This window comes from uncultured Salinicola sp. (genome assembly GCF_937921195.1).
GTDB lineage: Bacteria > Pseudomonadota > Gammaproteobacteria > Pseudomonadales > Halomonadaceae > Salinicola.
Map to the genome: position 1 here is coordinate 98,759 of NZ_CALFQK010000143.1, position 22,864 is coordinate 121,622.

The 22,864-nt window shown below is 66.3% G+C and carries 22 protein-coding genes and 1 tRNA gene; 10 read left to right on the forward strand and 13 right to left on the reverse strand.

Annotation, left to right across the window (positions count from 1 at the left end):
• Positions 1-55: 55 nt before the first annotated feature.
• Together yaaA and Q0602_RS15815 are read right to left on the reverse strand one after the other, a co-directional pair.
• Entirely contained in the window at positions 56-838 is a 783-nt protein-coding gene (gene yaaA, locus Q0602_RS15810; protein ID WP_295037515.1) for a peroxide stress protein YaaA, read from the reverse strand.
• 90 nt (positions 839-928) lie between these two features.
• Entirely contained in the window at positions 929-1,966 is a 1,038-nt protein-coding gene (locus Q0602_RS15815; protein WP_295037517.1) for an NADP(H)-dependent aldo-keto reductase, read from the reverse strand.
• Between the two features lie 457 nt (positions 1,967-2,423).
• On the opposite strand from Q0602_RS15815, the gene Q0602_RS15820 reads away from it, so the two are divergent.
• Together Q0602_RS15820 and Q0602_RS15825 are read left to right on the forward strand one after the other, a co-directional pair.
• Complete coding sequence (locus tag Q0602_RS15820; protein WP_295037519.1) at positions 2,424-2,939, forward strand: tetratricopeptide repeat protein; 516 nt, start codon at positions 2,424-2,426, stop codon at positions 2,937-2,939.
• 121 nt (positions 2,940-3,060) lie between these two features.
• Positions 3,061-3,570 (forward strand): hypothetical protein, encoded by a 510-nt coding sequence (locus Q0602_RS15825; protein WP_295037521.1) that lies wholly within the window; start codon positions 3,061-3,063, stop codon positions 3,568-3,570.
• 14 nt (positions 3,571-3,584) lie between these two features.
• Here the strand turns inward: Q0602_RS15825 and Q0602_RS15830 are convergent, their stop codons facing one another.
• Positions 3,585-4,556: an NAD(P)H-quinone oxidoreductase gene (locus Q0602_RS15830; protein WP_298845397.1), complete on the reverse strand. Its 972-nt coding sequence runs from the start codon at positions 4,554-4,556 to the stop codon at positions 3,585-3,587.
• Between the two features lie 108 nt (positions 4,557-4,664).
• Between Q0602_RS15830 and Q0602_RS15835 the strand changes: the two genes are divergently transcribed.
• Positions 4,665-6,449, forward strand: coding sequence for a GNAT family N-acyltransferase (locus Q0602_RS15835; protein ID WP_298845399.1), 1,785 nt, complete (start codon positions 4,665-4,667; stop codon positions 6,447-6,449).
• Here the strand turns inward: Q0602_RS15835 and Q0602_RS15840 are convergent, their stop codons facing one another.
• Genes Q0602_RS15840 through ybaK form a run of 4 tightly spaced genes read right to left on the reverse strand, consistent with a single transcriptional unit; the run spans position 6,450 to position 8,372 of the window.
• Entirely contained in the window at positions 6,450-6,998 is a 549-nt protein-coding gene (locus Q0602_RS15840; RefSeq protein WP_295037527.1) for a TIGR00730 family Rossman fold protein, read from the reverse strand.
• 57 nt (positions 6,999-7,055) lie between these two features.
• Positions 7,056-7,577, reverse strand: a complete 522-nt coding sequence (locus Q0602_RS15845) for a DUF501 domain-containing protein (RefSeq protein ID WP_298845401.1) — start codon at positions 7,575-7,577, stop codon at positions 7,056-7,058.
• The gene (locus Q0602_RS15850) at positions 7,546-7,875 is read right to left on the reverse strand and encodes a hypothetical protein (RefSeq protein WP_149434382.1); all 330 of its coding nucleotides are present in this window, start codon (positions 7,873-7,875) and stop codon (positions 7,546-7,548) included. The genes Q0602_RS15845 and Q0602_RS15850 overlap by 32 nt, the downstream gene beginning before the upstream one ends.
• A gap of 8 nt (positions 7,876-7,883) precedes the next feature.
• Positions 7,884-8,372, reverse strand: a complete 489-nt coding sequence (gene ybaK, locus Q0602_RS15855) for a Cys-tRNA(Pro) deacylase (protein ID WP_149434383.1) — start codon at positions 8,370-8,372, stop codon at positions 7,884-7,886.
• A gap of 85 nt (positions 8,373-8,457) precedes the next feature.
• On the opposite strand from ybaK, the gene Q0602_RS15860 reads away from it, so the two are divergent.
• Positions 8,458-8,790: a hypothetical protein gene (locus tag Q0602_RS15860; RefSeq protein WP_295037535.1), complete on the forward strand. Its 333-nt coding sequence runs from the start codon at positions 8,458-8,460 to the stop codon at positions 8,788-8,790.
• A 6-nt stretch (positions 8,791-8,796) separates the two neighbouring features.
• Here Q0602_RS15860 and Q0602_RS15865 read toward each other — a convergent pair whose 3' ends face one another.
• Positions 8,797-9,252 (reverse strand): hypothetical protein, encoded by a 456-nt coding sequence (locus Q0602_RS15865; RefSeq protein WP_295037537.1) that lies wholly within the window; start codon positions 9,250-9,252, stop codon positions 8,797-8,799.
• Positions 9,253-9,287: 35 nt separating this feature from the next.
• Here Q0602_RS15865 and Q0602_RS15870 point away from each other — a divergent pair, with 35 nt between their 5' ends.
• Positions 9,288-10,439, forward strand: a complete 1,152-nt coding sequence (locus tag Q0602_RS15870; RefSeq protein WP_298845409.1) for a MalY/PatB family protein — start codon at positions 9,288-9,290, stop codon at positions 10,437-10,439.
• Positions 10,440-10,516: 77 nt separating this feature from the next.
• Here the strand turns inward: Q0602_RS15870 and Q0602_RS15875 are convergent, their stop codons facing one another.
• A complete protein-coding gene (locus tag Q0602_RS15875) occupies positions 10,517-11,452 on the reverse strand; it encodes a tetratricopeptide repeat protein (RefSeq protein ID WP_298845410.1) in 936 nt (311 codons plus the stop codon).
• A 106-nt stretch (positions 11,453-11,558) separates the two neighbouring features.
• Between Q0602_RS15875 and Q0602_RS15880 the strand changes: the two genes are divergently transcribed.
• Positions 11,559-12,365 (forward strand): DUF3750 domain-containing protein, encoded by an 807-nt coding sequence (locus tag Q0602_RS15880; RefSeq protein WP_298845411.1) that lies wholly within the window; start codon positions 11,559-11,561, stop codon positions 12,363-12,365.
• A gap of 126 nt (positions 12,366-12,491) precedes the next feature.
• On the opposite strand, the gene Q0602_RS15885 is transcribed toward Q0602_RS15880, so the two are convergent.
• Together Q0602_RS15885 and Q0602_RS15890 are read right to left on the reverse strand one after the other, a co-directional pair.
• Positions 12,492-12,568: transfer RNA gene (locus Q0602_RS15885), tRNA-Met, on the reverse strand.
• Positions 12,569-12,596: 28 nt separating this feature from the next.
• Positions 12,597-15,365, reverse strand: coding sequence for a DUF349 domain-containing protein (locus tag Q0602_RS15890; RefSeq protein ID WP_298845412.1), 2,769 nt, complete (start codon positions 15,363-15,365; stop codon positions 12,597-12,599).
• A 246-nt stretch (positions 15,366-15,611) separates the two neighbouring features.
• Here Q0602_RS15890 and minC point away from each other — a divergent pair, with 246 nt between their 5' ends.
• The 4 genes from minC (at position 15,612) to sbcB (ending at position 19,061) form a co-directional block, all read left to right on the forward strand.
• A complete protein-coding gene (gene minC, locus Q0602_RS15895) occupies positions 15,612-16,352 on the forward strand; it encodes a septum site-determining protein MinC (RefSeq protein WP_295037547.1) in 741 nt (246 codons plus the stop codon).
• 46 nt (positions 16,353-16,398) lie between these two features.
• Positions 16,399-17,220: a septum site-determining protein MinD gene (minD, locus tag Q0602_RS15900; protein WP_110597870.1), complete on the forward strand. Its 822-nt coding sequence runs from the start codon at positions 16,399-16,401 to the stop codon at positions 17,218-17,220.
• On the forward strand, positions 17,217-17,486 hold the full coding sequence (gene minE / locus Q0602_RS15905; protein ID WP_110597869.1) for a cell division topological specificity factor MinE: 270 nt from the start codon (positions 17,217-17,219) through the stop codon (positions 17,484-17,486). The genes minD and minE overlap by 4 nt, the downstream gene beginning before the upstream one ends.
• Positions 17,487-17,567: 81 nt before the next feature.
• On the forward strand, positions 17,568-19,061 hold the full coding sequence (sbcB, locus tag Q0602_RS15910) for an exodeoxyribonuclease I (protein ID WP_298845413.1): 1,494 nt from the start codon (positions 17,568-17,570) through the stop codon (positions 19,059-19,061).
• 128 nt (positions 19,062-19,189) lie between these two features.
• On the opposite strand, the gene Q0602_RS15915 is transcribed toward sbcB, so the two are convergent.
• Complete coding sequence (locus tag Q0602_RS15915) at positions 19,190-22,096, reverse strand: insulinase family protein (protein ID WP_298845414.1); 2,907 nt, start codon at positions 22,094-22,096, stop codon at positions 19,190-19,192.
• Between the two features lie 85 nt (positions 22,097-22,181).
• Complete coding sequence (locus Q0602_RS15920; RefSeq protein ID WP_295041152.1) at positions 22,182-22,856, reverse strand: SOS response-associated peptidase; 675 nt, start codon at positions 22,854-22,856, stop codon at positions 22,182-22,184.
• Positions 22,857-22,864 lie beyond the last annotated feature (8 nt).

A 22,864-nucleotide genomic window follows, 5' to 3' on the forward strand; every position in this document is an offset into this window, starting at 1 on the left:
CGTGAATGGAAGCTGAACGGCGTCACATTTCCCCTGATTCTTTGGTCGCGTCCCGCTATTCACGATCCCGTTCGCGGCGGCGAAAGACGGGTTTGCCCGGCTTGGACTCGTCGGGTGCATGGCGATAGCCGGCGACGTCGAACTCGGTCAACGCCGCGGGGTCCTCGATGCGTTCGCGAATCAGCCACGCTGCCATCAGGCCACGTGCCTTCTTGGCGTAGAAGCTGATGATCTTGAACTGGCCGTTCTTCTCGTCCTGGAACACCGGCGAGACCACATCGGCCTGGAGTCGCTTGAAGTCGATCGCCTTGCTGTATTCGTTGGAGGCGAGGTTGACCAGCGTCGGACTGCCGCTGGCGGCAACGGCCTGGTCGAGATCGGGGGTCAACCGCTCCCGCCAGTAGGCGTAGAGATCCTTGCCGGCGGCATTCTCCAGCTGGATGCCCATCTCCAGGCGATAGGGCTGGATCAGATCCAGCGGCCGCAGCATGCCGTAGAGTCCGGACAGGATCCGCAGATGATCCTGAGCGAAGGCGTTGTCTGCCTTGCTGAAGGAGGCCGCCTCCAACCCGACGTAGACATCGCCCTGGAAGGCCTGCGCCGCTGGCTTGGCGTTATCCAGCGAGAACGGTGTCTTCCAGTCGGCGTAACGGGCGGCGTTGAGCCCGGCGAGCTTGTCGCTGATGCCCATCAGTTGCGACAGCTGCTGGGGGGAATAGCCGCGCAGGATGCCGATCAGCTCTCGACTCAGGTCGAGGTAGTCGGGCTGGGTGACGTCCCGGGTCGTCGGGGGCGTCTCGAAATCCAGGGTCTTGGCGGGGGAGAGAATGCTGAGCATGGCGCGCTTACCCGTGCTGGAGGTGGCGTTATCGGTCGCCGATGGCGACCGTCAGGACCGAGTTTCGAAAACGAGTCTCAGGGCCGAGTTTCATGGGCAGGGATTGGAAATTCGTCGATGCACGCCCTCGATCGCCTCGACGACTTCGGCGGACAGCTCGAGCGAGTCGCTGTCGATATTGGCATCGAGCTGCTCGAGGGTCGTCGCACCGATGATATTGCTGGTCACGAACGGCCGGGACGTGACGTAGGCCAGCGCCATCCGGGCCGGGTCCAGGCCGTGCTCGCGGGCGATGTCGACGTAGGCCTGGGTCGCCTCCTGGGCCAGCTCGGAGGTGTAGCGCGAGAACCGCTCGAACAGGGTCAGACGGCCCTTGGGCGGCTTCCGGCCGTCGAGGTACTTGCCGCTGAGCACGCCGAAGGCCAGCGGCGAGTAGGCCAGCAGACCGACGGATTCGCGGTGGGCGATTTCGGACAGGCCGATCTCGAAGCTGCGGTTGAGCAGGTTGTAGGGATTCTGGATGCTGGCGACGCGCGGCAGGCCCTGGGTCTCGGCCAGGTGGAGGCAGCGCATGACGCCCCAAGGGGTGTCGTTGGAGAGCCCCACGGCGCGGATCTTGCCGGCGTCCACGGCCTCTTTCAGGGCGCCCAGGGTCTCTTCCAGCGGCGTGGCGTCGCTGTCGTCGCCCGGCAGGTAGCCCAGCTGGCCGAAGCAATTGACGTGACGGTCCGGCCAGTGGAGCTGATAGAGGTCGAGATAGTCGGTCTGCAGGCGCTCGAGGCTCGCGTCCAGCGCCTGGTGAATCTGTTCGCGGGTGTGTCGCGGGCCGCCGCGAAGATGCTCCATGCCGCGTCCGGCACCCGCCGCCTTGCTGGCGATGATGAGATCGTCGCGCTTGCCGCGCTGCTTCAACCAGCTGCCGATATAGGCCTCGGTGCGGCCCTGGGTCTCGGGTTTGGGCGGTACAGGATACATCTCGGCGGCGTCGATGAAGTTGATGCCGGCGGCGACGGCACGATCGAGCTGCTCGTGCGCCTCGGCCTCGGTGTTCTGTTCGCCGAACGTCATGGTGCCGAGGCACAGGCGCGAAACCTGGATGTCGGTCTTGCCTAGGGGGCGTCGCTGCATGTTGCGCTCCAGATGAAAAAACGGATGTTGACGAGCCTGAGAGGGTGTTTACAAAATGCCTGCGCTCGGCAATACGGCGTTAAAATCGGCCTCAAATGCTCATTTACCCCGTGTAAACTCCGCCTTTTCGACCGATTTTGCCTTGTCTTGCCTTCGCTCGCCGAACTTGTAAACACCCTCTGAGGCGTGATGAAAAGCCGTTGGACATCGTATGTTACTGGCGCCGCTGGAAAGCGGCAAACCGGCGCCGGACGCGAGGGGTTGAGTCGCCACGCGGGCAGGCGTATCCTTGCGGCCTTTCGCCGCCCGGCCTCGGCCGTGCGCGCCTGTGAAGGGTCGATTCCGACGCGCCATAGAGCGTTGCCTGGTGTTGCGGTAATAGAAAACAAGATGCGTTCAGATCGACACGGTAGTTCGGACCGTTAACGGGTCCCAGTCTCCAGGGTCACTGTCAGTTATGCCACAGACGTTTTCTTTCTTTACGCGATTCGAGTTCCGTCTGGCCACGCAGCTCAGCCACACGCGCTGGATGACGCGTTCGCCGGGCAAGCAGCGGTTGATGCTGCGCTGGTTCAAGCGTTGCGCCGATGCCGGCCATGTCCCCGCGCGGTCGCTCTACGGCCGGGTGCTGATGCATCGTGGGATCTCCCCCCGCGACAAGTCCACCGGCGCGCGTTATGTCCTGCAGGCGGCCCAGCAGGGGGATCGCCATGCGCAATACCAGGCCGGGCGCATCTACGAACTGGGTTGTTCGCAGTACCAGCCCAACGAGCACCATGCGGTGACCTGGTATGCCCGCGCGGGCGAGAATGGCCATGTCCAGGCCGCAACACGGTTGGCCGACGCGTATCGGCACGGCGAGCTGGGCCTGCCCCACGACCCTGCTCGCGCGGACGATTGGCAGCGCTGGGCCCGGCATCTCACCGAAGACAGTCCCACTGGCGAGGCGCCCGCCGCGCTCGCGGCGCACTGAGCCGCCCGCAACCTTCCGGGTTTCCGGCGTGACCTCCGCCACCGGCCAGGTGGCGGGGTGAAGTCGCGCTTCATCACTGTCATGATGGCGCATCATCGGCGTCGCAAGATGAGACGGCATCATGGAAGGAGCCCGTGACGTGTTGCTGCCCACCCTGCTAGATATCGAGGCCTCCGGCTTTGGCCGCGGCAGTTACCCCATCGAGGTCGGCCTGGCCCGAGCCGATGGCAGTCGCTGTGCGTTCCTGATCCAGCCGGTGCAGGAGTGGACCCATTGGGATCCCAAGGCCGAACTGCTGCATGGCATATCCCGCGCCCGGCTGGTCCGCGAGGGGCACCCGCCGATCGAGGTCGCGCGCTGGCTCAACGACGAACTGGGGGCGAGCGGTATCGCCTACAGCGATAGCTGGGGCTACGACAATACCTGGCTGTCGCTGCTTTTCGATCAGGCCCGCATGCTGCCGCGGTTTCGACTGGAGGCGCTGCGGCGCCTGCTGAGCGAGGCCCAGACCGAGTGCTGGGCCGAAACCAAGGAGCGGATCGCCGCGGAGCACGACATCCGTCGTCATCGTGCCGGCGACGACGCCCGTCTGCTGCAGTTGACCTACAAGGCCACGCTGGGCGTCGACTAGCCTACCGCGCCGGCTCACCCCTCGCCGCTGACGCTCAACAGGATCTTGCCGGTATTGGCGTTGTCCGACAGGTGCTGCATGGCCGTTTCCGCTTCCTGCACCGACCAGGTGCCGGCAATCAATGGCTTGATCTCGCCACTGGCCAGCTTGGGCCAGACGTGGGCATGGAGCGCGTCGAGAATGGCACCCTTGGCCTTCGCCGAGCGCGAGCGCAAGGTGGAGCCGATCAGGCGTTGACGCTTCATCAGCATGCGCCCCAGATTGACCTGTGCCTCGACCCCGCCCATCAGTCCGATCAGCACCAGTCGACCGTCGGGATTGAGTACCGCGAGATCCTGCGCGATGTAGTCTCCCCCCACCGGATCGAGGATCATGTCGGCGCCGCCCCAGGCCTTGACCGGGTCGACGAAACTGCCGTCGTGGCGGTTCCAGCCGGCATCGGCACCCAGTCGATAGCAGGTCTCCAGCTTGTCGGCGCTACCCGCGGTCACGAAGCAGGGGTTGCCGAACGCGCGGCAGAGCTGGATCGCGGCGGTGCCGACGCCGCTGGCGGCGGCGTGCAGCAGGACGCGCTGGCTGGTCTGTACCGCGCCCTCCATGTAGAGGTTGAGCCAGGCGGTGGCGAAGACCTCCGGCAGCGCGGCGGCTTCTCGCAGCCCCAATCCCTGGGGGATCGGCAGCACCTGGGCCTCGTCGACCTTGACCTGTTCGGCGTAGCCGCCGCCGGCAAGCAGGGCGCAGACGCGATCGCCGCGCCGGAAGCGCTCGACGCCACGGCCGATTTCAATGATCGTCCCACTCACTTCCAGCCCGGGGATCTCGGATTCACCCGGCGGCGGCGGATAGTTGCCGCCGCGCTGCATCAGGTCGGCACGGTTGATGCCTGCCCAGGCGACTTCGATGCGGACTTCACTGGCGCCCAGTGCGCCGGGATCGTCGTGCTCGCGCCATATCATCTGATTGGCTTCGATGGCGATGGCCTGCATGGCTCGCTCCTCGTTTGATCGGTTCACCCACTCTAGTCAGCGGCCACGTCGTTGTCATATCTCGCCGTCATGCTACCGGCCAGGCCGTGATGGTCGGGAGGAAGCGATATGATCGACATTGCCGAAGCACTCGAAAATCACGTCAAGCCGTTCTCCAGGCTGCCGGGTTGGCTACGGCGGTTGAGTATCGCTCTGATCCGCGGGCTGGTCCGCGAGAGCGAGATCAACCGGTTTCTGAGCGCGCACGCCGATACCCGGGGCATCGGCTTCGTCGAACGGGTGCTCGATGAGTTTCGCTTCGGCTACACGCTGCCATCGCGGGAGCGGGAGAACATCCCGGTGACCGGACGGGTACTGATCGTGGCGAACCACCCGCTGGGGGCGTTGGATGGCCTGGCGCTGTTGAAGATGGTTTCCGAGGTGCGTCCGGACGTCAAGATCCTGGCCAGTAGCCTGTTGATGCAGCTGGAGCCGCTGCGCGACTGTCTGCTGCCGGTGGACAACCTCTCTCGCCGGGGCTTTCGCCGCAGCCTTGCCGAAATCGGCGGGGCGCTGGACCGGGAGGAGGCGGTCATCGTGTTCCCGGCCGGCGAGGTGTCGCGAGCCGGCCCCCATGGCGTGCGCGACCGGCGTTGGCAAGGCGGTTTCCTGCACCTGGCGCGGCGTTACAACGCCCCGATCCTGCCGCTGCACGTGCAGGGCAGGAACTCCTGGCTGTTCTATGCGCTGACGATGCTGCGAAACGATCTGGGCACGCTGATGCTGCCGCACGAGATGTTCCGCCAGCGCGATCGTCAACTTCGCGTGCGCGCCGGTGCGCTACTGTCGATGGAGCGGATCGATCGCGATGGGCTCTCCACCGCGGTCAAGCTCAAGTTGCTGCGCAAGCATGTCTATCGGTTGGGGCGCGGACGCAAACCGGTGTTCCTGGGGGAGGCGGGCATCGCGCACCCGGAGAGCCGCCTGGCATTGCGGGAGGCGCTGCGTGATGCCCAGCACCTGGGAGAGACCGTCGACGGCAAGCAGATACTGTTGTACGACGGCCAGCTCGACGGCGTGGTCATGCGCGAGCTGGGGCGGCTGCGCGAGATCGCTTTTCGTCGCGTCGGTGAAGGCACGGGGCGGCGCCGCGACATGGATGCCTTCGACGCGCATTACCGCCATCTGCTGGTGTGGGACGACAGGGATCTGGAGATCGCCGGCGCCTATCGACTGGGCGAGGTGGGGCGGATCCTCGACGCGCATGGCATGGAGGGGCTCTACTCGCCGACCATTTTCCACATGGAGAATGCGCCCTGGTCGGAGTGGCGTCACGGGCTGGAACTGGGGCGCAGTTTCGTCCAGCCCCGTTACTGGGGGCGTCGCAGCCTCGACTATCTGTGGCTCGGGCTCGGTGCCTATCTGCGTCACCATCCCGAGGTCCGCTGGCTGTTCGGCCCGGTGACGATCTCGGGCAGGGTGCCGCTGCGAGCGCGGGAGCTGTTGGTCGGCTACTACCGTCACTATTACGGTGACTTGAGCGAACGTGTACGCGCCCGGGCACCGTTCAGCCTCTCGGCGGCGGGGCGCATGGAGGCGGAGAGGCTGTTCGGCGGCAACGATCGCGACGAGGATTTCAGGCAGCTGCGCGATCAACTGGAGGCCCTGGGCGTGAGCGTGCCCGTCCTCTACAAGCAGTACTGCGACGTGGCCGAACCGGGGGGCGTGCGCTTCATGGATTTCGGCGTCGACGCCGCTTTCGGCTACTGCCTGGACGGCCTGGTGGTGGTCGATGTGGAACGGCTGAAGCCCGAGAAGCGCCGGCGTTACATCGGTACCGCGGCGAGCGTCGCCCCGGGCGGCGGTGGGGCGCTTGTCACCGCCGGCCGGTCGCTGCCGACGCAGACGGCGTGATCAGTCGAGCGCCGCCGCGGCCTGAAGACGGTCGAGCAGGGTGTCGGTGTCGGCCTCGGCGACCAGCGTGCGCCGGGTCGAGGCATCGAGGAAGCCGTGTTCGACGGTGGTATCGAGGAAGGTCAACAGTGGCGAGTAGAACTCGGCCACATTGAGCACGCCGATCGGCTTGTGGTGAAGGTCGAGATAGCGCCAGGTCCAGATCTCGAACAGCTCCTCGAGGGTGCCGATGCCGCCGGGCAGGGCGATGAAGGCGTCGGCGTGCGCGGCCATGGCGGCCTTGCGTTCGTGCATGTTGTCGACGCGAATCAGCCGGGTCAGGCCGTGATGCGAGACCTCGCGCTGGACCAGGTGCTCGGGCATCACGCCGATCACCTCGCCGCCCTCGGCGAGACAGGCGTTGGCCAGCCTGCCCATCAGGCCGTTGCGGGCGCCGCCGTAGACCAGCCCCCAGCCTCGTCTGGCGATCGCCGCGCCCAGCGCTTCCGTCGCCGCGGCAAAACGGTCGTCGTTGCCCTCACGTGAACCCAGGTAAACACAGATTTGCACGCTATCGCTCCTGAGAAAAACCAGTGGAAAGAGTAAAGGTTCCGCCCGCACCCCCGCTCAGGGAATGGTGGCGGCCACGCCGTGCTCGGCATCGAGCCAGCGGCCGATGGCGTTGTCCCCGCACAGGTGATGGGCGTACTGGGTGTGCAGGCAGCGCACCTGGTCCCAGTTGGTGATGCCACCGACACCCCGTTCGCGCATCAGTTGCGTGTAGCCGCGCTGCTCGACCGCGTGGCACTGTTCGTCGGTCATGAAGTGCCAGCGCTGGCGTACGTAATCGGCATGGCTCCGATGGTAGCTGGCGAGCCACTCGGGATCCTGCTGCAGCCGGGCCTCCAGCTCCTTGATCACGCCGCTGGCCTCGAGGCGCGACAGCACCACCTTGAGGCGCTCGCAGGAGAGCCAGTAGAGCGTCGGAAAGGGCGCATCGTCGACGATCGGCGCCATGCGCAGCACCAGCGGACGACCGTGGCCGTCGGTGGCGGCGACCGCCTCGAGGCCCCGCGGCGGGCGGCCCAACTGCTCGGCGATGATCGCCAGTTGGGCGTCAGTCGGTATCTGATCGGTGTGAATCACCATCGGGGGAATCCAGTATGACCTTGTTGGAACGAGCCACGGCGCGATAGAAGGCCTGGCTCAGTTGCATCGGCGTGGGCGAGTAGAGGTATTCGCGCAGCAGATAGTCGCGGGCGCGCTCGACCAGCACGGTGTGCAGCCGATTGAACGGCGCATCATAGTCGTAGGGGTCGGGGCCCGGCAAACGCAGATGGGGGTAATCGGCCAGTCGCTCCATGAAGTAGTGTTCCAGCACGCGCTCGACGGCGCGGTGGCGATCGAGGTCGTCGGGATCGATCCACAGGTCGAAGTCTATCGACATGCGAAGGGTTACCCGCGCCGCGCCAGATCCGCGGGGCGGGCCGCGGTCAGGGCGATCAGGTCGTCGCGCGCCAGCGACAGTTCCAGCCCGCGCCGGCCGCCGCTGACGTGCACCGTGTCCAGCGTCAGGGCGCTTGCGTCGATGAAGGTGGGCAGGCGCTTCTTCTGGCCCAGCGGACTGATGCCTCCGACCAGGTAGCCGGTGGTGCGCTCGGCCACCGGGACTTCAGCCATCCGCGCCTTGCGGACGCCGGCAGCCCTGGCCAGCGCCTTGAGATCCAGCGTGGCATCGACGGGCACCAGGGCGACCACCAGGCGATCGTCATCCAACTGGGCGAGCAGCGTCTTGAACACGCTGGCGGGCGACAGCGAGAGCGCTCGCGCGGCATCGAGGCCATAGGAGCCCTGGGAGGCGGCGTCGGATTCGCTCGTCAGGTCGTAGCTGGTGACCTGGTGGGCGACACCGCGTGACTCGAGCAGGCGAATCGCGGGGGTCATGGCGCGACTCCCGTCGCTGCCGGGACGGGTTGCGAAAAACCAGCGGAGGTTTCTAAGCTGATCACGCTATGGAGACTCCCTGTCGATGATGATGGATGCCGAGATGACCGAACGCTGCGCGTTGTGCCGACGCGCCGCGCCGCTGACGCGTCATCATCTCATTCCCCGAACGTTGCACCGCAAGCCGCGTTATCGCAAGCGGCATGGTCGTGAGCGGATGCAGACGGCGGTGCTGTGGGTCTGCCGGCCGTGTCACTCCCATCTCCACCGCACGCTGAGCGAACGCGAGCTCGCCGATCATTATGCGAGCCGTGAGGCGCTGCTGTCGCATCCCGACATTCGTGCCTTCGCCGAGTGGTTGGGCAGCAAGCCCGAGGGTTTCGTGCCCAAGTCGCCGCGCCGCGGTGGCGGTCGCTGAGCGGCGTCAGATCAGCCGCAGGCCGCGATAATCCTGCCAGGCTTCGGCCAGCGGCGCCGCCAGGCAGTCGCGCAAATGCTCGGGCAGGCTGGCATGAGCCGTCTCGCGGGCTTCGAATTCCCGGTTGTGCAGCCAGCAGTAGGCCCAGGCGCAGGCTTCGTCGTCATCCCGGGGCAGCGGCTTGGCGGGCATCTGCACCAGCAGGAACAGCGCCGTTCTGGCCGCCCAGCGCGGCGGAGTGGCGTCACCGCTCCAGTGAGTCAGCGTTTCGCCGTCCGGCGTCGACTCGGGCTCGCCCAATTTGGCGATGCGCGCCGTATCGGCCAGAATCATGGCCAGACGGTCCGGATCGGCCTGGCCCAGCATCAGCCAGTGGCCGACCAGTTTCGAACTGCCCGCCAGGACCCGAGCGTAGAACGATCGGGAAGAAGCGCTGTCGGGCTCGTCAGGCCGCTCGCACATGTTCGTCCATCCATTCCGATGATGAGATCACTATCGTGAATTTCGATTTTGCCACGCGTATCGATCGCCGCCAGCACCCCTCCACGAAATGGCAGCAGTACGAGGAGGACGTGCTGCCCCTGTGGGTCGCCGACATGGACTTCCGTTCGCCGCCAGCGGTGCTCGAGGCACTGGCGAGGCGAGTCGACCACGGGGTGTTCGGTTACGCTGGCGTGCCGGAGAGTCTAAAGCAAACGCTGTGCGAGTGGAGCCGTCATCACTACGACTGGGCGATCGACGACGCCTGGCAGCTGTGGGTGCCGGGCGTGGTGCCGGCGCTCAACCTGGCGGCGATGGCGTTCAGCGATCCTGGCCAGGGCGTGCTCACTGCGACGCCGATCTATCCGCCATTTCTCGGTGTGGCCAAGAACACTGGCCGCGAGGCTCAGGTGTTCGAGCTGGCGGAGCCGGAGGCAGCGGGCCAACCGTGGCGGCTCGATCTCGAAGCGCTCGAAGCCGCCATCAAGCCGAATACGCGCGTACTGCTGTGGTGCCATCCGCATAATCCCACCGGTCGGGTATGGACGGCCGAAGAGCTCGAAGGGCTGGCGGAGTTGGCGGTGCGCCACGACCTGATCGTGATCTCCGACGAGCTGCACTGCGACCTGATCCTCGATCCGTCGATGACGCACCGTCCCCTGGGACGGCTTTGTCCCGAGCTGTCGGAGCGACTGGTCACGCTGTGGGCTCCCTCCAAGACGTTCAACATCGCCGGGCTCTCCTCCGCCTGCGCGATCATCAGTGACGACGGCCTGCGCCAGCGCTTCAAGGCTGCGGCTGCCGGTCTGCTGCCCAGCGTCAACGTGCTCGGTCTGAGCGCGTCGCAGGCCGCCTATGGTGAATGCGAGATGTGGCGGCAGGCACTGCTGGGCGAGCTGCGCAGCAATCTTTCGCTGGTGGAAGCGCACGTTTCGCGGTGGCCGGGCGTGACCATGACGACCCCGGAAGCGACCTATCTGGCGTGGCTGGACCTGCGTCACAGCGCGTTGGCGGATGGGCCTCAGCAGCGGCTGCTCGAGGAGGCTCGGGTCGCTCTCTCCGATGGCGCCGATTTCGGCTGGCCGGGATTCGTCAGGCTCAACTTCGGCATGCCGAGGAGCTGGCTGGAGGAGGCGCTGATGAGGCTGGACCGGCTGCTGGCGCCGTGATCGAAAGGCAATGCCCGGCGCCAGCCGGGCGTTGCCTGCATGGCTGTTGCCACTCAGTAGAGCATGGCTGTCGCCACTCAGTAGAGCATGGCGAACAGACGACGGCGGTAGGCGACCGTCAGCGGATGCTCGGCGCCCAGCGCGTCGAAAACGCGCAGCAGCGTCTTGCGTGCCGCGTCTTCGCCGTAGGCGCGGTCGCGTTTCATGACGGCCAGCAGCGCCTCCAGGCCCGCTTCGTACTGGCCATCGGCGATCTGGCGCATGGCACGCTGGTACTGCGCCTCGCTATCGTCGCGCTCGCCCAGGGCGTCGATGTCGGCCTGGCTCAAGGCTTCTTCGCCGAACTCGATGCGTGCGCGCACGCCGCGCGCCTTCGCCGCATCGCGATGCTCCGGCGGCAGGTCGTCGAGCTTGCGTTTCGCATCGTCGACCTGGCCCGCTGCCACCAGCACCCCGGCCAGATCGATCTGGTAGTCGTAATGCTCGGGGTACTGCTGAATCAGATCCTGGTAGATGGCCTGGGCGGTCTCGGTGTCGCCGGAGGCCAGCGCGGCCTGTGCCATCTCTTCGGGGCTCTGGGACGCCTCGGCGGGCGCTTCCAGATATTTTCCCAGCCATTCGCGTACCTGCTTTTCCGGGAGTGCACCCTGGAACTGGTCGTAGAGCTGGCCCTGGGAGATGAGCTTGACGTCCGGCACCGAGCGCACGCCCAGCTGCGAGGCGATCTGCGGGAAGGCTTCGATATCGAGCCGGGCCAGCACGAACGCCCCGGCGTACTCCTGGGCCAGCTTCTCGAGCACCGGCTTCAGGTTCTTGCAGGGCTCGCACCAGGAAGCCCAGCTCTGCAGCAGCACCGGGTGCTGCATCGAACCCTCCAGCACGACCTGCTGAAAGTTCTCCAGCGTGACGTCGACGATGACGTCGTCCGGGGCGACATTGCTGCCGGCGCCGTTGTGACTGCTTTCTTCCGGGCCGGTCAGCGGTTGCCCGGTGCGAGGATCGACGATAGCCATGCGAAAAACCCTTGATGTTCGATTCGAGATTGGGGACTGTTATGCGGGTTGTCCCGTATCGATTCAACCCCAGCGCTCGACTTAAGCTCCGGAACCCGCCTTCTCGATGCCTCTTCCCCGTCTGTTCAAGCGCATTCTGGTGAGCGTGACGATATCGATCGTGCTGGTCGTGGCCCTGTTGTCGGGCCCGGCCTACATGCTCGGCTCCCAGCAGGTGCCACTGCATGCCAACTGGCATGACGCCGATCGTGCGTCCAGTGGATTGGCTCCCGATCCGGGCGAGGTCGACGAGGCCGTGGTTCAGGTCTACGCGGCGCGCGCCTTCGAATGGCGGGGCGCCTTCGGCGTCCATACCTGGATCGCGACCAAGGCCGAAGGGGCCGAACGGTATCGCGTCTATCAGGTGCTGAGCTGGCGCCGGCCCACGGTGGAGTCCGGGTACGCGCCGCCGGATCGTCGATGGTACGGCAATCCGCCGACGCTGCTCGCCGAGCTCCGGGGCGATAGGGCGGCGCGAGCGATCGACCGCATCGAGGAGGTCGTGCCCGACTATCCGGAAGCCGATCGCTATCGGATCTGGCCGGGGCCCAACAGCAATACGTTCATCGCCTGGGTCGTGCGACAAGTGCCGGAACTTTCGGTGGATTTTCCTCCCAACGCCATCGGCAAGGATTATCTGCCGGGCCGGATCGTGGCGAGGGCACCGACGCACACCGGCTACCAGTTATCGCTGGGTGGACTGCTCGGGGTGATGCTGGCCCGGGACGAGGGCTTCGAGCTGAACGTGCTGGGGCTGACGGTCGGGTTCGACTGGCAGTCGCCGGCGCTCAAGCTGCCCGGTATCGGTCGTGTCGGCATGGCCCAGCCGACGGGGAGCTCGGGAGAGAAAAGCGTCGATCAGGACGTCCCGTGATCACATGGAGGGGGTTCGATCGGTGAGCGGGCCTGACGGAAGCGTGCTCGGCGTGGTGGGAGGCGTGGGGCAAATAGCGGAGACCAAAAAAAACCGGCGCCTGGGGAAGGCACCGGTCAAATAATTTGGTAGCGGGGGCCGGATTTGAACCGACGACCTTCGGGTTATGAGCCCGACGAGCTACCAGACTGCTCCACCCCGCATCAATGTGTGGCGTATTATACGTATGGATTAGATGATGTCAATGGCTTCGGCATCACGATGACGACCATTTTGTCCCAGGTGCGCCATCACGCTATCGAAAGCCGGTTCATAGCGCTCCCAGGTCTCCATGGTCAGCGGCGCCGTCGACATCAGGCGCAGCAGGGTCTGCCGGAGCTCCTCGGGGGGTGTCGGCGGGCGGCCCAGTCCATCGTTGAGGCGCGCCACCTGCACCTCGAGGCGCAGCGGTTCCAGTGCTTCGGGGATGGCGTCTCCCGCCAGCAGCGTCAACTGAACCAGGCAGCGCTGCAGGATCTCCTCGGCCTGTGCCGGTGACTGCAGCCGACGCTGCTCGGCCTGGGTCTCGATGGCCTGGCGCAGGTCTCCGGCGAGCTGGCTGGTGTCGAGCTCGCCCTGGAGCGACTGCCGCATCCAGTGACGGTAGTCTGGCCACTGCTTCGCTTCTTCCACCAGCGCGAGACGATCCAGCGTGATCTCGCGGGCGTGGACGATTCCCTGCCAGCGCTTTTCCATGCCGTCGCTGCGTCGGCTGCGGGGCAGCGGTGCCAGCCGTTGGGCTTCCGCCAGGGCCGCATCGAGGACATCACGCTCCTGGGCGGAATCCGGCTGCCAGGCGTCCACGCGATCGATCAGCGCCTGCATATCGTCGAAGCGCTGCTGTTGACGCGTCTGCTGCTCGCCGCGGGCGGCGTCGCGGGCCGCGAAGATGTCGTCGCAATGGCTTCGGAACTGGCGCCACAGCGTCTGCTCGATGCCCTTGGGAGCGCGGCCGAGGTCGCGCCAGCGCTGTTGCAGCGACTTGGCCTGCTCGGCGCGTTGAGTGGCCGGGGCGGGATCTTCCGCCAGCCGCCGTGCCTGCTCCACCAGCTCGCGCTTGTGCCCGGCGACGTCCCCGGCGCGTTCGTCGATCAGCGACTGCAACTGCCGGCGCAGACGCGCATAGCGACGGCCGGTCGAGGCGGCCTGGCGTCGCGGCACCGGCCAGTGATGATCCCACTGCTCCTGGGCGGCATCGCGAACCTTGCGCAGCCCGTCCGGGTCGGCATCGGCAGAGGGGTTGGCCAGCAGCGCCTCCAGCTGTTCGCAGAGGGCCTCCCGGGCGGCAAGGTTGTCCTGTTCCCGTGACTCGAGCTCGGCTTCCCAGTCCGCCAGTTGCCCATGCAGGGCGTCGGATGCGTTGCGGAAGCGCTGAGCCAGTTCACGGGTCGCCGCGGCATCGCCGAGCTGGCGCCACTCCCGGATCAGTTGCTGGTGGTGGCGATGGCGCTCCGCGTCGGAGCGCTCACGCGCCTCGACCAGCGCTTCCATGGCCGCCAGCAGGGCCTCGCGCTTCGGCGCCGCGGCGAAACCGCGCCAGTCTCTCAACTCGGCGAGGCGGGCGGTCTGCTGCTTGTACAGCTGGTCATGAGTCGGCGACAGCCTCTGGCCACTGGTTTCCAGATGCTGGCGGATCCGGCGGTGCAGCTGCGAGGCCGGCCGGTAACGGCCCTGGTCGAGCTCCTGCGTCAGCGCCTCGAGTTGAGCCGCGACCTCCTCCTCCGGCCAGTGACTTGCGCTGCTGGCGACGTTGTCAGCGTCGGCCCCGCGCCGGTCGGCCGCCGCCTGGCGCTGGGCGTCGAGCACCAGTTCGGTGGGCGGCAGTTCGTCCGGCCACGCCAACCGGTCGAGCACCGGCTGCAGCGGTTGTTCGCCCTTCAGGCCCGCGCGGAGGGCGGGGGCTTCGGCCTGAAGTCGCTCCCAGGCCTGCCAGATCGACTGGGCGCGATGATCGAGAGCCAGATAGCGTTGCTGGAACGACTCGCTCACGCCGTAGTGGTCCGAGACGTCCTGCCAGCGTTCCTCCTGCAGATGCCATTTACCTTGCAAGGCCTGCAGCACCTCGGGCGTCAGACGTTCTGCCTCCAGGGCGATCTTCAACGCCTGGTCCAGGGCGTCGAGAATGCCCTCGCGGGTCGTCTGCGCCTCGGACTTTTCACGCTTGACGCGTGCGATCTCGCGATGCCGATGCTCGTGCTCGGCGATTCGCTGGCGGCAGCGTGTCACGGCGGCATCGAACCGTGCGCGCTGGGTGTCGTCGGCGTTGCCCGTCAGCGCCTCCCAGCTCTTGATCCAGTGTTTCAGACGCGCCTCGAACATCGGTTCCCACGGCCGGTGGGCCTGGGTTTCCAGCGTCTCCAGCAGTTTTTCGCGCTCGACCTCTTCCCGGTGCTGCTGCTCGGCATCGGCACGCAGATTCGCCAGCCGTTCGCGGGCAAGACGCGCGACCTGCTTGTCTCTGCGGGCCTGCTTGATCAGGCGCGCCAGGCCCTCTGGCGAGGTGACGCGTTCCGCCGCGGCATGGCGTACGGCAGTGATGCCGTTTTCACAGGCGTGGTGGATCAGGCGGCCCTCGTCGTCGATACGGGCCAGGGCGGACAAGCGCAGGGTCTGGTTGTCACCATGGCTGATCAACGCATCGATCAGCGCGAGGTCCTGAAGCTGCTCGACCGTCGCCAGGCGGGTGTTGAGGTCCGGGCTGGGCGAGACCCGGCCGCCGAGAAGGTCGACGAGGCGCTGGAAGGACTCTTCGCTGGGCGACTGGCTGTGCCACTGGAACAGCCAGTCGAGATCCTGCACCCGGGCCAATGCCGCCTGGCGTACCCGGGCCGACTCGTCCATGGCGAGCTGCCGGAGCGTATCGAGCTCGTTCGGGCTCAGCTGTGACGCGGCTTGCGCTCGGACGGCGGGGTCCTTGTGTCGCCAACGGGGAGAGAACAGACGCTGAAAAAGTCCTGGCATGACCGGTGTGGCATCCTGAAAAACGACGGGCTGGCAAGAGGTCGGCCTCGCGATTCTGCGGCGCCGACGGCAACTGTCTATCTAACCATTTGACGGCCGGCGGTAAAAGCCCGATTCGCCGGTGGCGTCGGTTAGCGGAGACACCTGACAAAAGGTATGAGGGGCCTTATGATCGGTTGCAGCGACATCCGCCCTCGCTTAGCTTAGGGCCTGTAAACGCCATTTCCCCCGCTGCGGAGTTCGGTCATGAGTCTCAACAGGGATCGGGCAGATACTGCCTTTACATTCAAGGGCGGCATGCTGCCGATGACAGTCATGGAACTGGCCAGTGGCGATCCGGAGCGCATTCGTGCGCAGTTGGCCGGCAAGGTCAGCCAGGCACCGGCCTTCTTCCAGCATACGCCGGTGGTGCTGAGCGTCGAGCAGCTCGATGAGCCCCATCTTGCGCTCGAGCGCATTTGCGCCGTGTGTCGCGCGCACAAGCTGCTGCCGGTGGCGGTACGTGGCGGCTCGGACCCGGTCAAGCAGTCGGCGTGGGCCCTGGGGCTGGGCTGGTTTCCGCCCCAGGAGAGCCGGCCGCGAGCCGTCGAGACCAAGCCGGTCGAAGCCGCGGCCGAGGCGGAACTGCCGGTGCCACCCCAGGAGACGGTCGTGCAGGCAGGGGGGCGCATCCATCGCGGCACCGTGCGCTCCGGCCAGCAGATTTCCGCCTCGGAAGGTGATCTGGTCGTGATCGGGGCCGTCAATCCCGGCGCCGAGGTGCTGGCGGCGGGTAGCGTGCATGTCTACGGATCGTTGCGGGGACGGGCGCTGGCCGGTATCCACGGTGACCGCGAAGCCGGTATCTTCTGTCACGACCTGCATGCCGAGCTGCTCTCCGTGGCGGGAACCTACAAGCGCCTCGAGGATATCGACCCCAAGATGCTGGGATGTTCGGTGCAGGTGCAGCTCAAGGAAGATCAGTTAAGGATCTCGGCGCTGACCTGAATGGCGCGGGAACGATCAACAGTTATCGGGTAACAGGAAGTTCATCTTGGCCAAGATCATCGTTGTAACATCCGGTAAAGGTGGCGTCGGTAAAACGACCAGCGCGGCGGCCATTGCCACGGGGCTGGCACTGCGCGGCAACAAGACCGTGGTCATCGACTTCGACGTGGGTCTGCGAAACCTGGACCTGATCATGGGCTGCGAGCGCCGAGTCGTCTATGACCTGGTCAATGTCATCCAGGGCGAGGCCGGTCTCAAGCAGGCCATGATTCGCGACAAGCGCTCGGAGAACCTGCATATCCTCCCCGCCTCCCAGACCCGGGACAAGGACGCGCTGACGCTGGAAGGCGTCGAAAAGGTGCTGATGGATCTCTCCGAGGAGTTCGACTACATCATCTGCGACTCGCCCGCCGGCATCGAGCGCGGTGCCCAACTGGCGCTCTACTTTGCCGACGAGGCGGTGGTGGTGACCAATCCGGAGGTCTCCTCGGTACGCGACTCCGACCGTATCCTCGGGCTGCTCTCTTCCAAGTCGCGCCGCGCCGAGCAGAACCGTGACCCGATCAAGGAGCACCTGCTGGTCACCCGCTACAACCCCAACCGGGTCGACGATGGCGACATGCTCAACCTGGAGGACATCCGCGAGATCCTGGCGATCGACCTGGTCGGCCTGATCCCGGAGTCGGAGGCGGTGCTGCGTGCTTCCAACCAGGGTGTGCCGGTGATCCACGACGACAAGAGCGACGCCGGTCAGGCCTACGCCGACACCGTATCGCGCCTGATGGGTGAAGACGTGCCGCTTCGTTTCCAGTCGGTGCAGAAACGCGGGCTGATCGCACGCATGTTCGGAGGAGGAGGCCGCCGGTGAGGCTACTCGATTTTCTCAAGGGCGAACGCAAGAAATCCGCATCCGTCGCCAAGGAACGGCTGCAGATCATCGTTGCGCACCAGCGTGGGCATCGGGGACAGCCCGATTACATGCCGATGCTCGAGCAGGAGTTGCTCGAGGTCATCCGGCGCTACGTCAAGGTCGACCAGGACGCCATCAATATCAGTCTCGACAGCGACAACGACTGCTCGGTGCTCGAACTCAACGTCACGCTGCCCAACGAGGGCGAGACCGTCAAAGGGTAGTGCGGTGGACGCCGGGCGGCGGTGCATGAGTCGCATCGCCGGCTGTGCTAGGCTTGGCCTTTTGCGCAGCCGGAGAGCGGAATGGCCAACAGCGGAGCGGACCGTGGCAGAAAAGCCCGGCCCCAGGCAGAGCCCACATTCCTTTGGCACGACTACGAAACCTTCGGTGCCGATCCTCGTCGGCACCGTGCCTCGCAGTTCGCCGCGATTCGCACCGATGCCGAATTCAACGAAATCGGCGAGCCGCTGACGCTCTACGCGCGTCCGGCCGACGATGACCTGCCCAATCCCCAGGCTTGCCTGATCACCGGCATCACGCCGCAGGCGGCAATGCGCCGCGGCCTGCCCGAGGTGGAGTTCGCCGCGCGAATCCAGGCCGAAATGAGTGTGCCCGGCACCTGCTCGCTGGGGTACAACAGCCTGCGTTTCGATGACGAAGTCAGTCGTCACCTGTTCTATCGCAATCTGTTGGATCCCTATGCCCGTGAGTGGCAGAACGGCAACTCCCGCTGGGACCTGATCGATGCCGTGCGGGCTTTCTATGCCGTGCGCCCGGAGGGTATCGAGTGGCCGAAGCGCGACGACGGTGCGCCGAGTTTCAAGCTCGAGCATCTGACCGCGGCCAACGGTATCGCCCACGAGGGAGCGCACGACGCGTTGGCGGACGTGCGCGCCACGATCGACATGGCTCGTCTGCTGCGAACTCGAAACGCCAAGTTCTTCGACTACCTGCTATCGCTACGCAGCAAGCGCCAGGTCGCGGCGTTGCTCGATGTCGACGCGCGCAAGCCCATGCTGCACATCTCCCGTCGCTACCCCGCCAGTCGTGGCTGCAGCGCGCTGGTCGTGCCGCTGGCCCGGCATCCCTCGAATCCGAACGGCGTCATCGTCTACGACCTTGCCGTTGATCCCGCGCCGCTGTTCGCGCTGACCCCGGAGGAGATCCGTGGGCGTATCTTCGTCAGCGACAGCGAGCTGGCCGAGGGCGAGGCGCGGATACCGTTGAAAGTGGTGCACCTCAACCGCAGTCCGGTGCTGTTGCCGATCGCCACGGCCGACGAGACGGTGGCCAAGCGCCTGGGGCTTGATCGGCCACTCTGCGAGCGGCACTGGCAGGCGTTGCTGCAGAATCCGGAGTCGTCCAGCAAGGCGGCGATGGCGTATGCCGATGGGCCGGCCGAGCCGCCGCAGGACCCCGACCTGATGCTCTATTCGGGAGGCTTCTTCTCTCCGCACGACCGCCAGGCCATGGAGCGTGTGCACGCCACGCCGCCCGACGAACTGGGCGAGACCGGGTTTGCCTTCCAGGATCCGCGCCTCGAGGAGATGCTGTTCCGAATGCGGGCCCGCAGCTACCCCGATACGCTCAGCAGTGAGGAGAAGACCCAGTGGGATGCGTTCCGCTGGGCGCGCCTGAACGATCCCAAGAGCGGCGGCATGACCCTCAAGGATTTCGCCCGCGAGATCGAACGGTTCAACCAGACACCGCTCGAGGACCGGGAGCGCCAGATTCTCGAGGAGCTGGTGATGTACGTAGAGTCGATCATGCCGGAGCAGGCGTTCGACGCCTACTGAACCGCGGGCAGGCACGCCCGAAGAGCGACTGAACCGCGGGCCGGCACGCCCGAAGAGCGACATGAGAACGCAAGCCGCCCCGGATGCTCATCCGGGGCGGCTTGCGTTGGTGGCGACGCCCGCCGCAGCTACCGCTGCGTCAGCGGAACGAAGCCCTTCGTCATCGCATCGGTATCGCTGGCCTGGTCACCGGCGTCCGCGGTGACATCGAGCGTCGGGCTCCGGCGCAGCGTCTGCCAGGCGCTGCGGATGTCGGCAGCCTTCAGCTTGTCGACCGTGGCGGCCAGTTGCTGGCGACGATCGAAGTCGGCCTGCGGGTAGGCCAGCGTCTGCCACAGGCGGTCCGCCCGTGCCGAGAGTGACTGGTCGCGCTGCAGGAGTTGCTGACGCACGGCCTGGCGATAAGGCGCCAGTTCGTCGTCGGCGAGTGCGGCGATGCGCTGGTCGAAGGACGTGAGAAAGGCGTCCATCCGCTGGCCGATCGTCTCGCTGGAGACGCTGGGGGATTGAACCAGCATCATCAGGCCCGGGGCGTTCATGAACGGGGCGTAACCGGCGCTGACGATATAGCCGAGCTGCTCGTCGGTCCGCAGCTTGGCGAAGAAGGGCGGTCCGATCAGTTGCCCGATCACGGCCAGGCTGGCCTGGTCATGCAGCGAGAGGTCGGGGCCTTGCAGGTAGCGCAGTACCGCCGAGTCGTCGCGAGCCGTTGCCGGGTGCAGTACCGGGGCGTTGGCGGGAACGTCAAGCACCGCCAATGGCGGGATGGCATCGGCGCGGAGCTTGGGCGACAGCGCATTGGCGACCAACAGCCCTTCGCGCCTGGCGAGAGCGGCGTCGAGGTTGCCCACCGCCATGGCCTGGAGGTAGAGCCTGCCGAGGAACTGCCGGCGGTAGTCGCGCACGTCCTGGGCATCGATGCCGTCGATCGCCGCCAGCATGTTCGTCGTGCTGACCTGGGGACGCATCAGGGCCTCGCTCAGGGTGCGCTGCAACTGCTGGTAGAGCGCGTCCTGGGGCGCGTTTTCCCAGCTGCGCTTCAAGCCTTGCTTGACCCGTTCGACGCTGGCGTCGGTGATCTCGCCCTGGCGCAACTGCTCGACGACGGTCCTCATCAGGCGGTCCTGGTGATCGCGCCAGCCGGAGAAGGCCAGCGTGATACCGCGACCGTGGGCGTAGGCGGCGAACTCCTGTCCGGCCAGCGAGGCCGGATAGAAACGCTCGTTGAGGCCGTCGTTCAGCCAGCCGGCCAGCAGCCGTGTCAGCACCGCATGACGGGCGTCCCGGGAGGCGTCCGGGTTCTGCAGGCTGAAGCGCCATTCGACCCGCGGTGCGCCGAAGTCGCTGTCGGCCTGGTGCCAGATCTCGACGCTGGGTGAGTCGACCAGGCGGGCGGGTTCGGCGCTCTCGAACGGGCGAACGCTGAGGTCCTCGGCGATGTACGGATTGGCGTCGGGCAGTCCCAGGCCATCGAGAGGAGAGCCCGCGGGCCAGTCATCGCGCCGGGTCAGGGTGTAGGGCGTCGAGAAGTAGCGGGTGGTCTCGTCACCCGACACGTCCGGGCCGCTGTAGACCCGCAGCAGGTTGTCGGGTGTCAGGCGCCCGAGGATGTCGTCGATGGCTTCCGCGTCGAATCGATCCATGCGGTAGGGCGCGTACTGCACGTCCTGGAGAGGGTAGTGGGCCAGGCTCATCGCCATGCCCCTGACGGTGTCGATCGGCTCGCTGCGCTGCTGGAAACGGAAGCTCTGCTCGGCCAGCTTGGCCTGTTCCCGGTAGCGCCAGGCGTCGACCCCGTGGTCGCGGATGCGCCGGATCTGATCGAACAGGCTGGCCTGGATGTCGTCGAGATGATGTTCCCCCTCCGGCGTCAGGCTGATCGAGACGTCGAACAGCGCGTGTCGACCGTCACCCGCGCGGGTGCCGGCGGACAAGGCGTCGGCCCAGCCTGCCTTGCGCAGGGCAGCCAGAAGGCTGCCCTCGCCCTCGTGCCCGAGCAGGTTGGCGAGATAGTCGTCCGGCTTGTCGGCGTATTCGAGGGTGGGGTCGTCGATGGGAAAGAGGAATTCCAGCTGGCGACGCGCCTGATTGCTCTTGATGCGAATCGATGCCGGCAGGTCGTCGGCCCTCGCCAGTGGCTGATCGACCACGGGCTTTTGCAGGCCGCGATCGGGTATCGCGGCGAAACGTTGGCGGACCAGCCGCTCCATGGCATCCAGCGGCTCGGGGGCGAGCACGGTCAGATGCATGACATTGGCATCGTAATGGCGGTGGTAGAAATCGAGCAGCGCCTGGCGCAGCGGGCGTTTGTCGCTGTTGAGCGTCTCCAGGCTACCCACCGAAAAGTGATTGAGCGGGTGCTCGGGATTGAGCGCCTTGCCCAGCGCCTCGTTGATGCGGCGGGCATCGTCGTCGCGCCTGGCCTGGTATTCGGAGTTCACCGCGTGGCGTTCGCGGTCGACATAGTCGGGATTGAACTGCGGAGAGATGAAGAACTGTGAGAACCGATCGAGTGCGTCGGGAAAGGCGCCCGGATCCACGTCGAAGTAGAAGTTGGTGTCCTGGTCGGCGGTGAAGGCGTTGTGGGAGCCGCCGTTCTGGGAAATGAAGCGCTGGTAGCCGTCCGGGTCCGGATAGCCCTCGGTTCCCAGGAACAGCATGTGCTCGAGGAAGTGCGCCAGCCCGGGCATGTCGGACGGATCGTTGTTGCTGCCCACGGAGACGTCCATGGCCGCCGCGGCCTTGTCGGCCTCGGGGTCGCTGACCAGCAGCGCCTGCAGGCCGTTGTCGAGGGTGATGGCGCGGTACTGGCGGTCGTCATTGGGACTCTGGATGATGGGGCCCTGACTGACGGCGGCACGGTCGGCCGATCCAGGGTCGGGAGCGGCGGTCGCCGTGACGGGGAGCGCCACCAGCCCCAGGGCCAGCGCCAGGCAACCGGCAAGATACCGGATGCCCAGTGCGGTACGTGTTGGCGGCGTCATGCCGGTGAGCGCCGGACGATGGCGCGGGGAGTGAAGACGGGGTTCCTGCATACGGACTCTCTCGCTGATGACCGGGGGTGTGAAAATCGAACCGGGGCCCTGAAATGGTGCAACGATGCCTGCCGTGGCGAGGCGCTCATGTCGTCCAGACACGCATGGGGCCGATAGGGTAACCGCAGGCCCACTCCTGATGCGCGGGGTCGTTCACCTGCTTTGATACCGGAAACGCGCCCAGCAGTTCCCGGTCGGCCGGGCCGATGAGCCCGCGAACCGACGCTGGCGACGTATCCGGCGAGAGCCAGGCGTCGGTCTCGTCGGGGGCGATGACCGTGGGCAGGCGATCGCTCATGGGGGCGATGACTTCCGTCGTGGGCACCGTGATCAGGGCGAAAGAGTCGCGTGTCGTGCCCGTGTCCGGCGCGTAGCGACTCCAGATGCCGGCCAGCAGCAGTGGCGACCGGTCGGTATGGGTCACCAGGAAGGGCTGCTTGCCCCGTAGCCCGTTCTGCCAGACGTAAATGCCGGTCACGGGGAGCAGGCACCGGCGCTCGGCCAGCGCCTCGCGAAACATCGGTCGCTCGTCGAGCGATTCGGCACGGGCGCAGTGCGGCGCCTGATCCAGCACTTTCAGCCACGTCGGAGTAAGCCCCCAGAACGCGTCGCGCAGCACGGTGACCCCCGCCTCGTGGCGCAGGATCGACAGCCAGCGGCGCGGCGCCAGGTTGGGGCCGAGGATCGGCGGGTCGATGCCGCGAAAAGCGGGGCTTGCCGGATGACGGGTCCAATCGTCGACATGCAGTCGACCAGCCATGGTGTCTC

What these genes read in the sequence shown, in the direction of transcription:
- yaaA (WP_295037515.1), bottom strand. Translation starts at nt 838, where the DNA reads ATGCTCAGCATTCTCTCCCCCGCCAAGACCCTGGATTTCGAGACGCCC.
- Q0602_RS15815 (WP_295037517.1), bottom strand. Translation starts at nt 1,966, where the DNA reads ATGCAGCGACGCCCCCTAGGCAAGACCGACATCCAGGTTTCGCGCCTG.
- Q0602_RS15820 (WP_295037519.1), top strand. Translation starts at nt 2,424, where the DNA reads ATGCCACAGACGTTTTCTTTCTTTACGCGATTCGAGTTCCGTCTGGCC.
- Q0602_RS15825 (WP_295037521.1), top strand. Translation starts at nt 3,061, where the DNA reads ATGGAAGGAGCCCGTGACGTGTTGCTGCCCACCCTGCTAGATATCGAG.
- Q0602_RS15830 (WP_298845397.1), bottom strand. Translation starts at nt 4,556, where the DNA reads ATGCAGGCCATCGCCATCGAAGCCAATCAGATGATATGGCGCGAGCAC.
- Q0602_RS15835 (WP_298845399.1), top strand. Translation starts at nt 4,665, where the DNA reads ATGATCGACATTGCCGAAGCACTCGAAAATCACGTCAAGCCGTTCTCC.
- Q0602_RS15845 (WP_298845401.1), bottom strand. Translation starts at nt 7,577, where the DNA reads ATGGTGATTCACACCGATCAGATACCGACTGACGCCCAACTGGCGATC.
- Q0602_RS15850 (WP_149434382.1), bottom strand. Translation starts at nt 7,875, where the DNA reads ATGTCGATAGACTTCGACCTGTGGATCGATCCCGACGACCTCGATCGC.
- ybaK (WP_149434383.1), bottom strand. Translation starts at nt 8,372, where the DNA reads ATGACCCCCGCGATTCGCCTGCTCGAGTCACGCGGTGTCGCCCACCAG.
- Q0602_RS15860 (WP_295037535.1), top strand. Translation starts at nt 8,458, where the DNA reads ATGATGATGGATGCCGAGATGACCGAACGCTGCGCGTTGTGCCGACGC.
- Q0602_RS15865 (WP_295037537.1), bottom strand. Translation starts at nt 9,252, where the DNA reads ATGTGCGAGCGGCCTGACGAGCCCGACAGCGCTTCTTCCCGATCGTTC.
- Q0602_RS15875 (WP_298845410.1), bottom strand. Translation starts at nt 11,452, where the DNA reads ATGGCTATCGTCGATCCTCGCACCGGGCAACCGCTGACCGGCCCGGAA.
- Q0602_RS15880 (WP_298845411.1), top strand. Translation starts at nt 11,559, where the DNA reads ATGCCTCTTCCCCGTCTGTTCAAGCGCATTCTGGTGAGCGTGACGATA.
- Q0602_RS15890 (WP_298845412.1), bottom strand. Translation starts at nt 15,365, where the DNA reads ATGCCAGGACTTTTTCAGCGTCTGTTCTCTCCCCGTTGGCGACACAAG.
- minC (WP_295037547.1), top strand. Translation starts at nt 15,612, where the DNA reads ATGAGTCTCAACAGGGATCGGGCAGATACTGCCTTTACATTCAAGGGC.
- sbcB (WP_298845413.1), top strand. Translation starts at nt 17,568, where the DNA reads ATGGCCAACAGCGGAGCGGACCGTGGCAGAAAAGCCCGGCCCCAGGCA.
- Q0602_RS15915 (WP_298845414.1), bottom strand. Translation starts at nt 22,096, where the DNA reads ATGCAGGAACCCCGTCTTCACTCCCCGCGCCATCGTCCGGCGCTCACC.
- Q0602_RS15920 (WP_295041152.1), bottom strand. Translation starts at nt 22,856, where the DNA reads ATGGCTGGTCGACTGCATGTCGACGATTGGACCCGTCATCCGGCAAGC.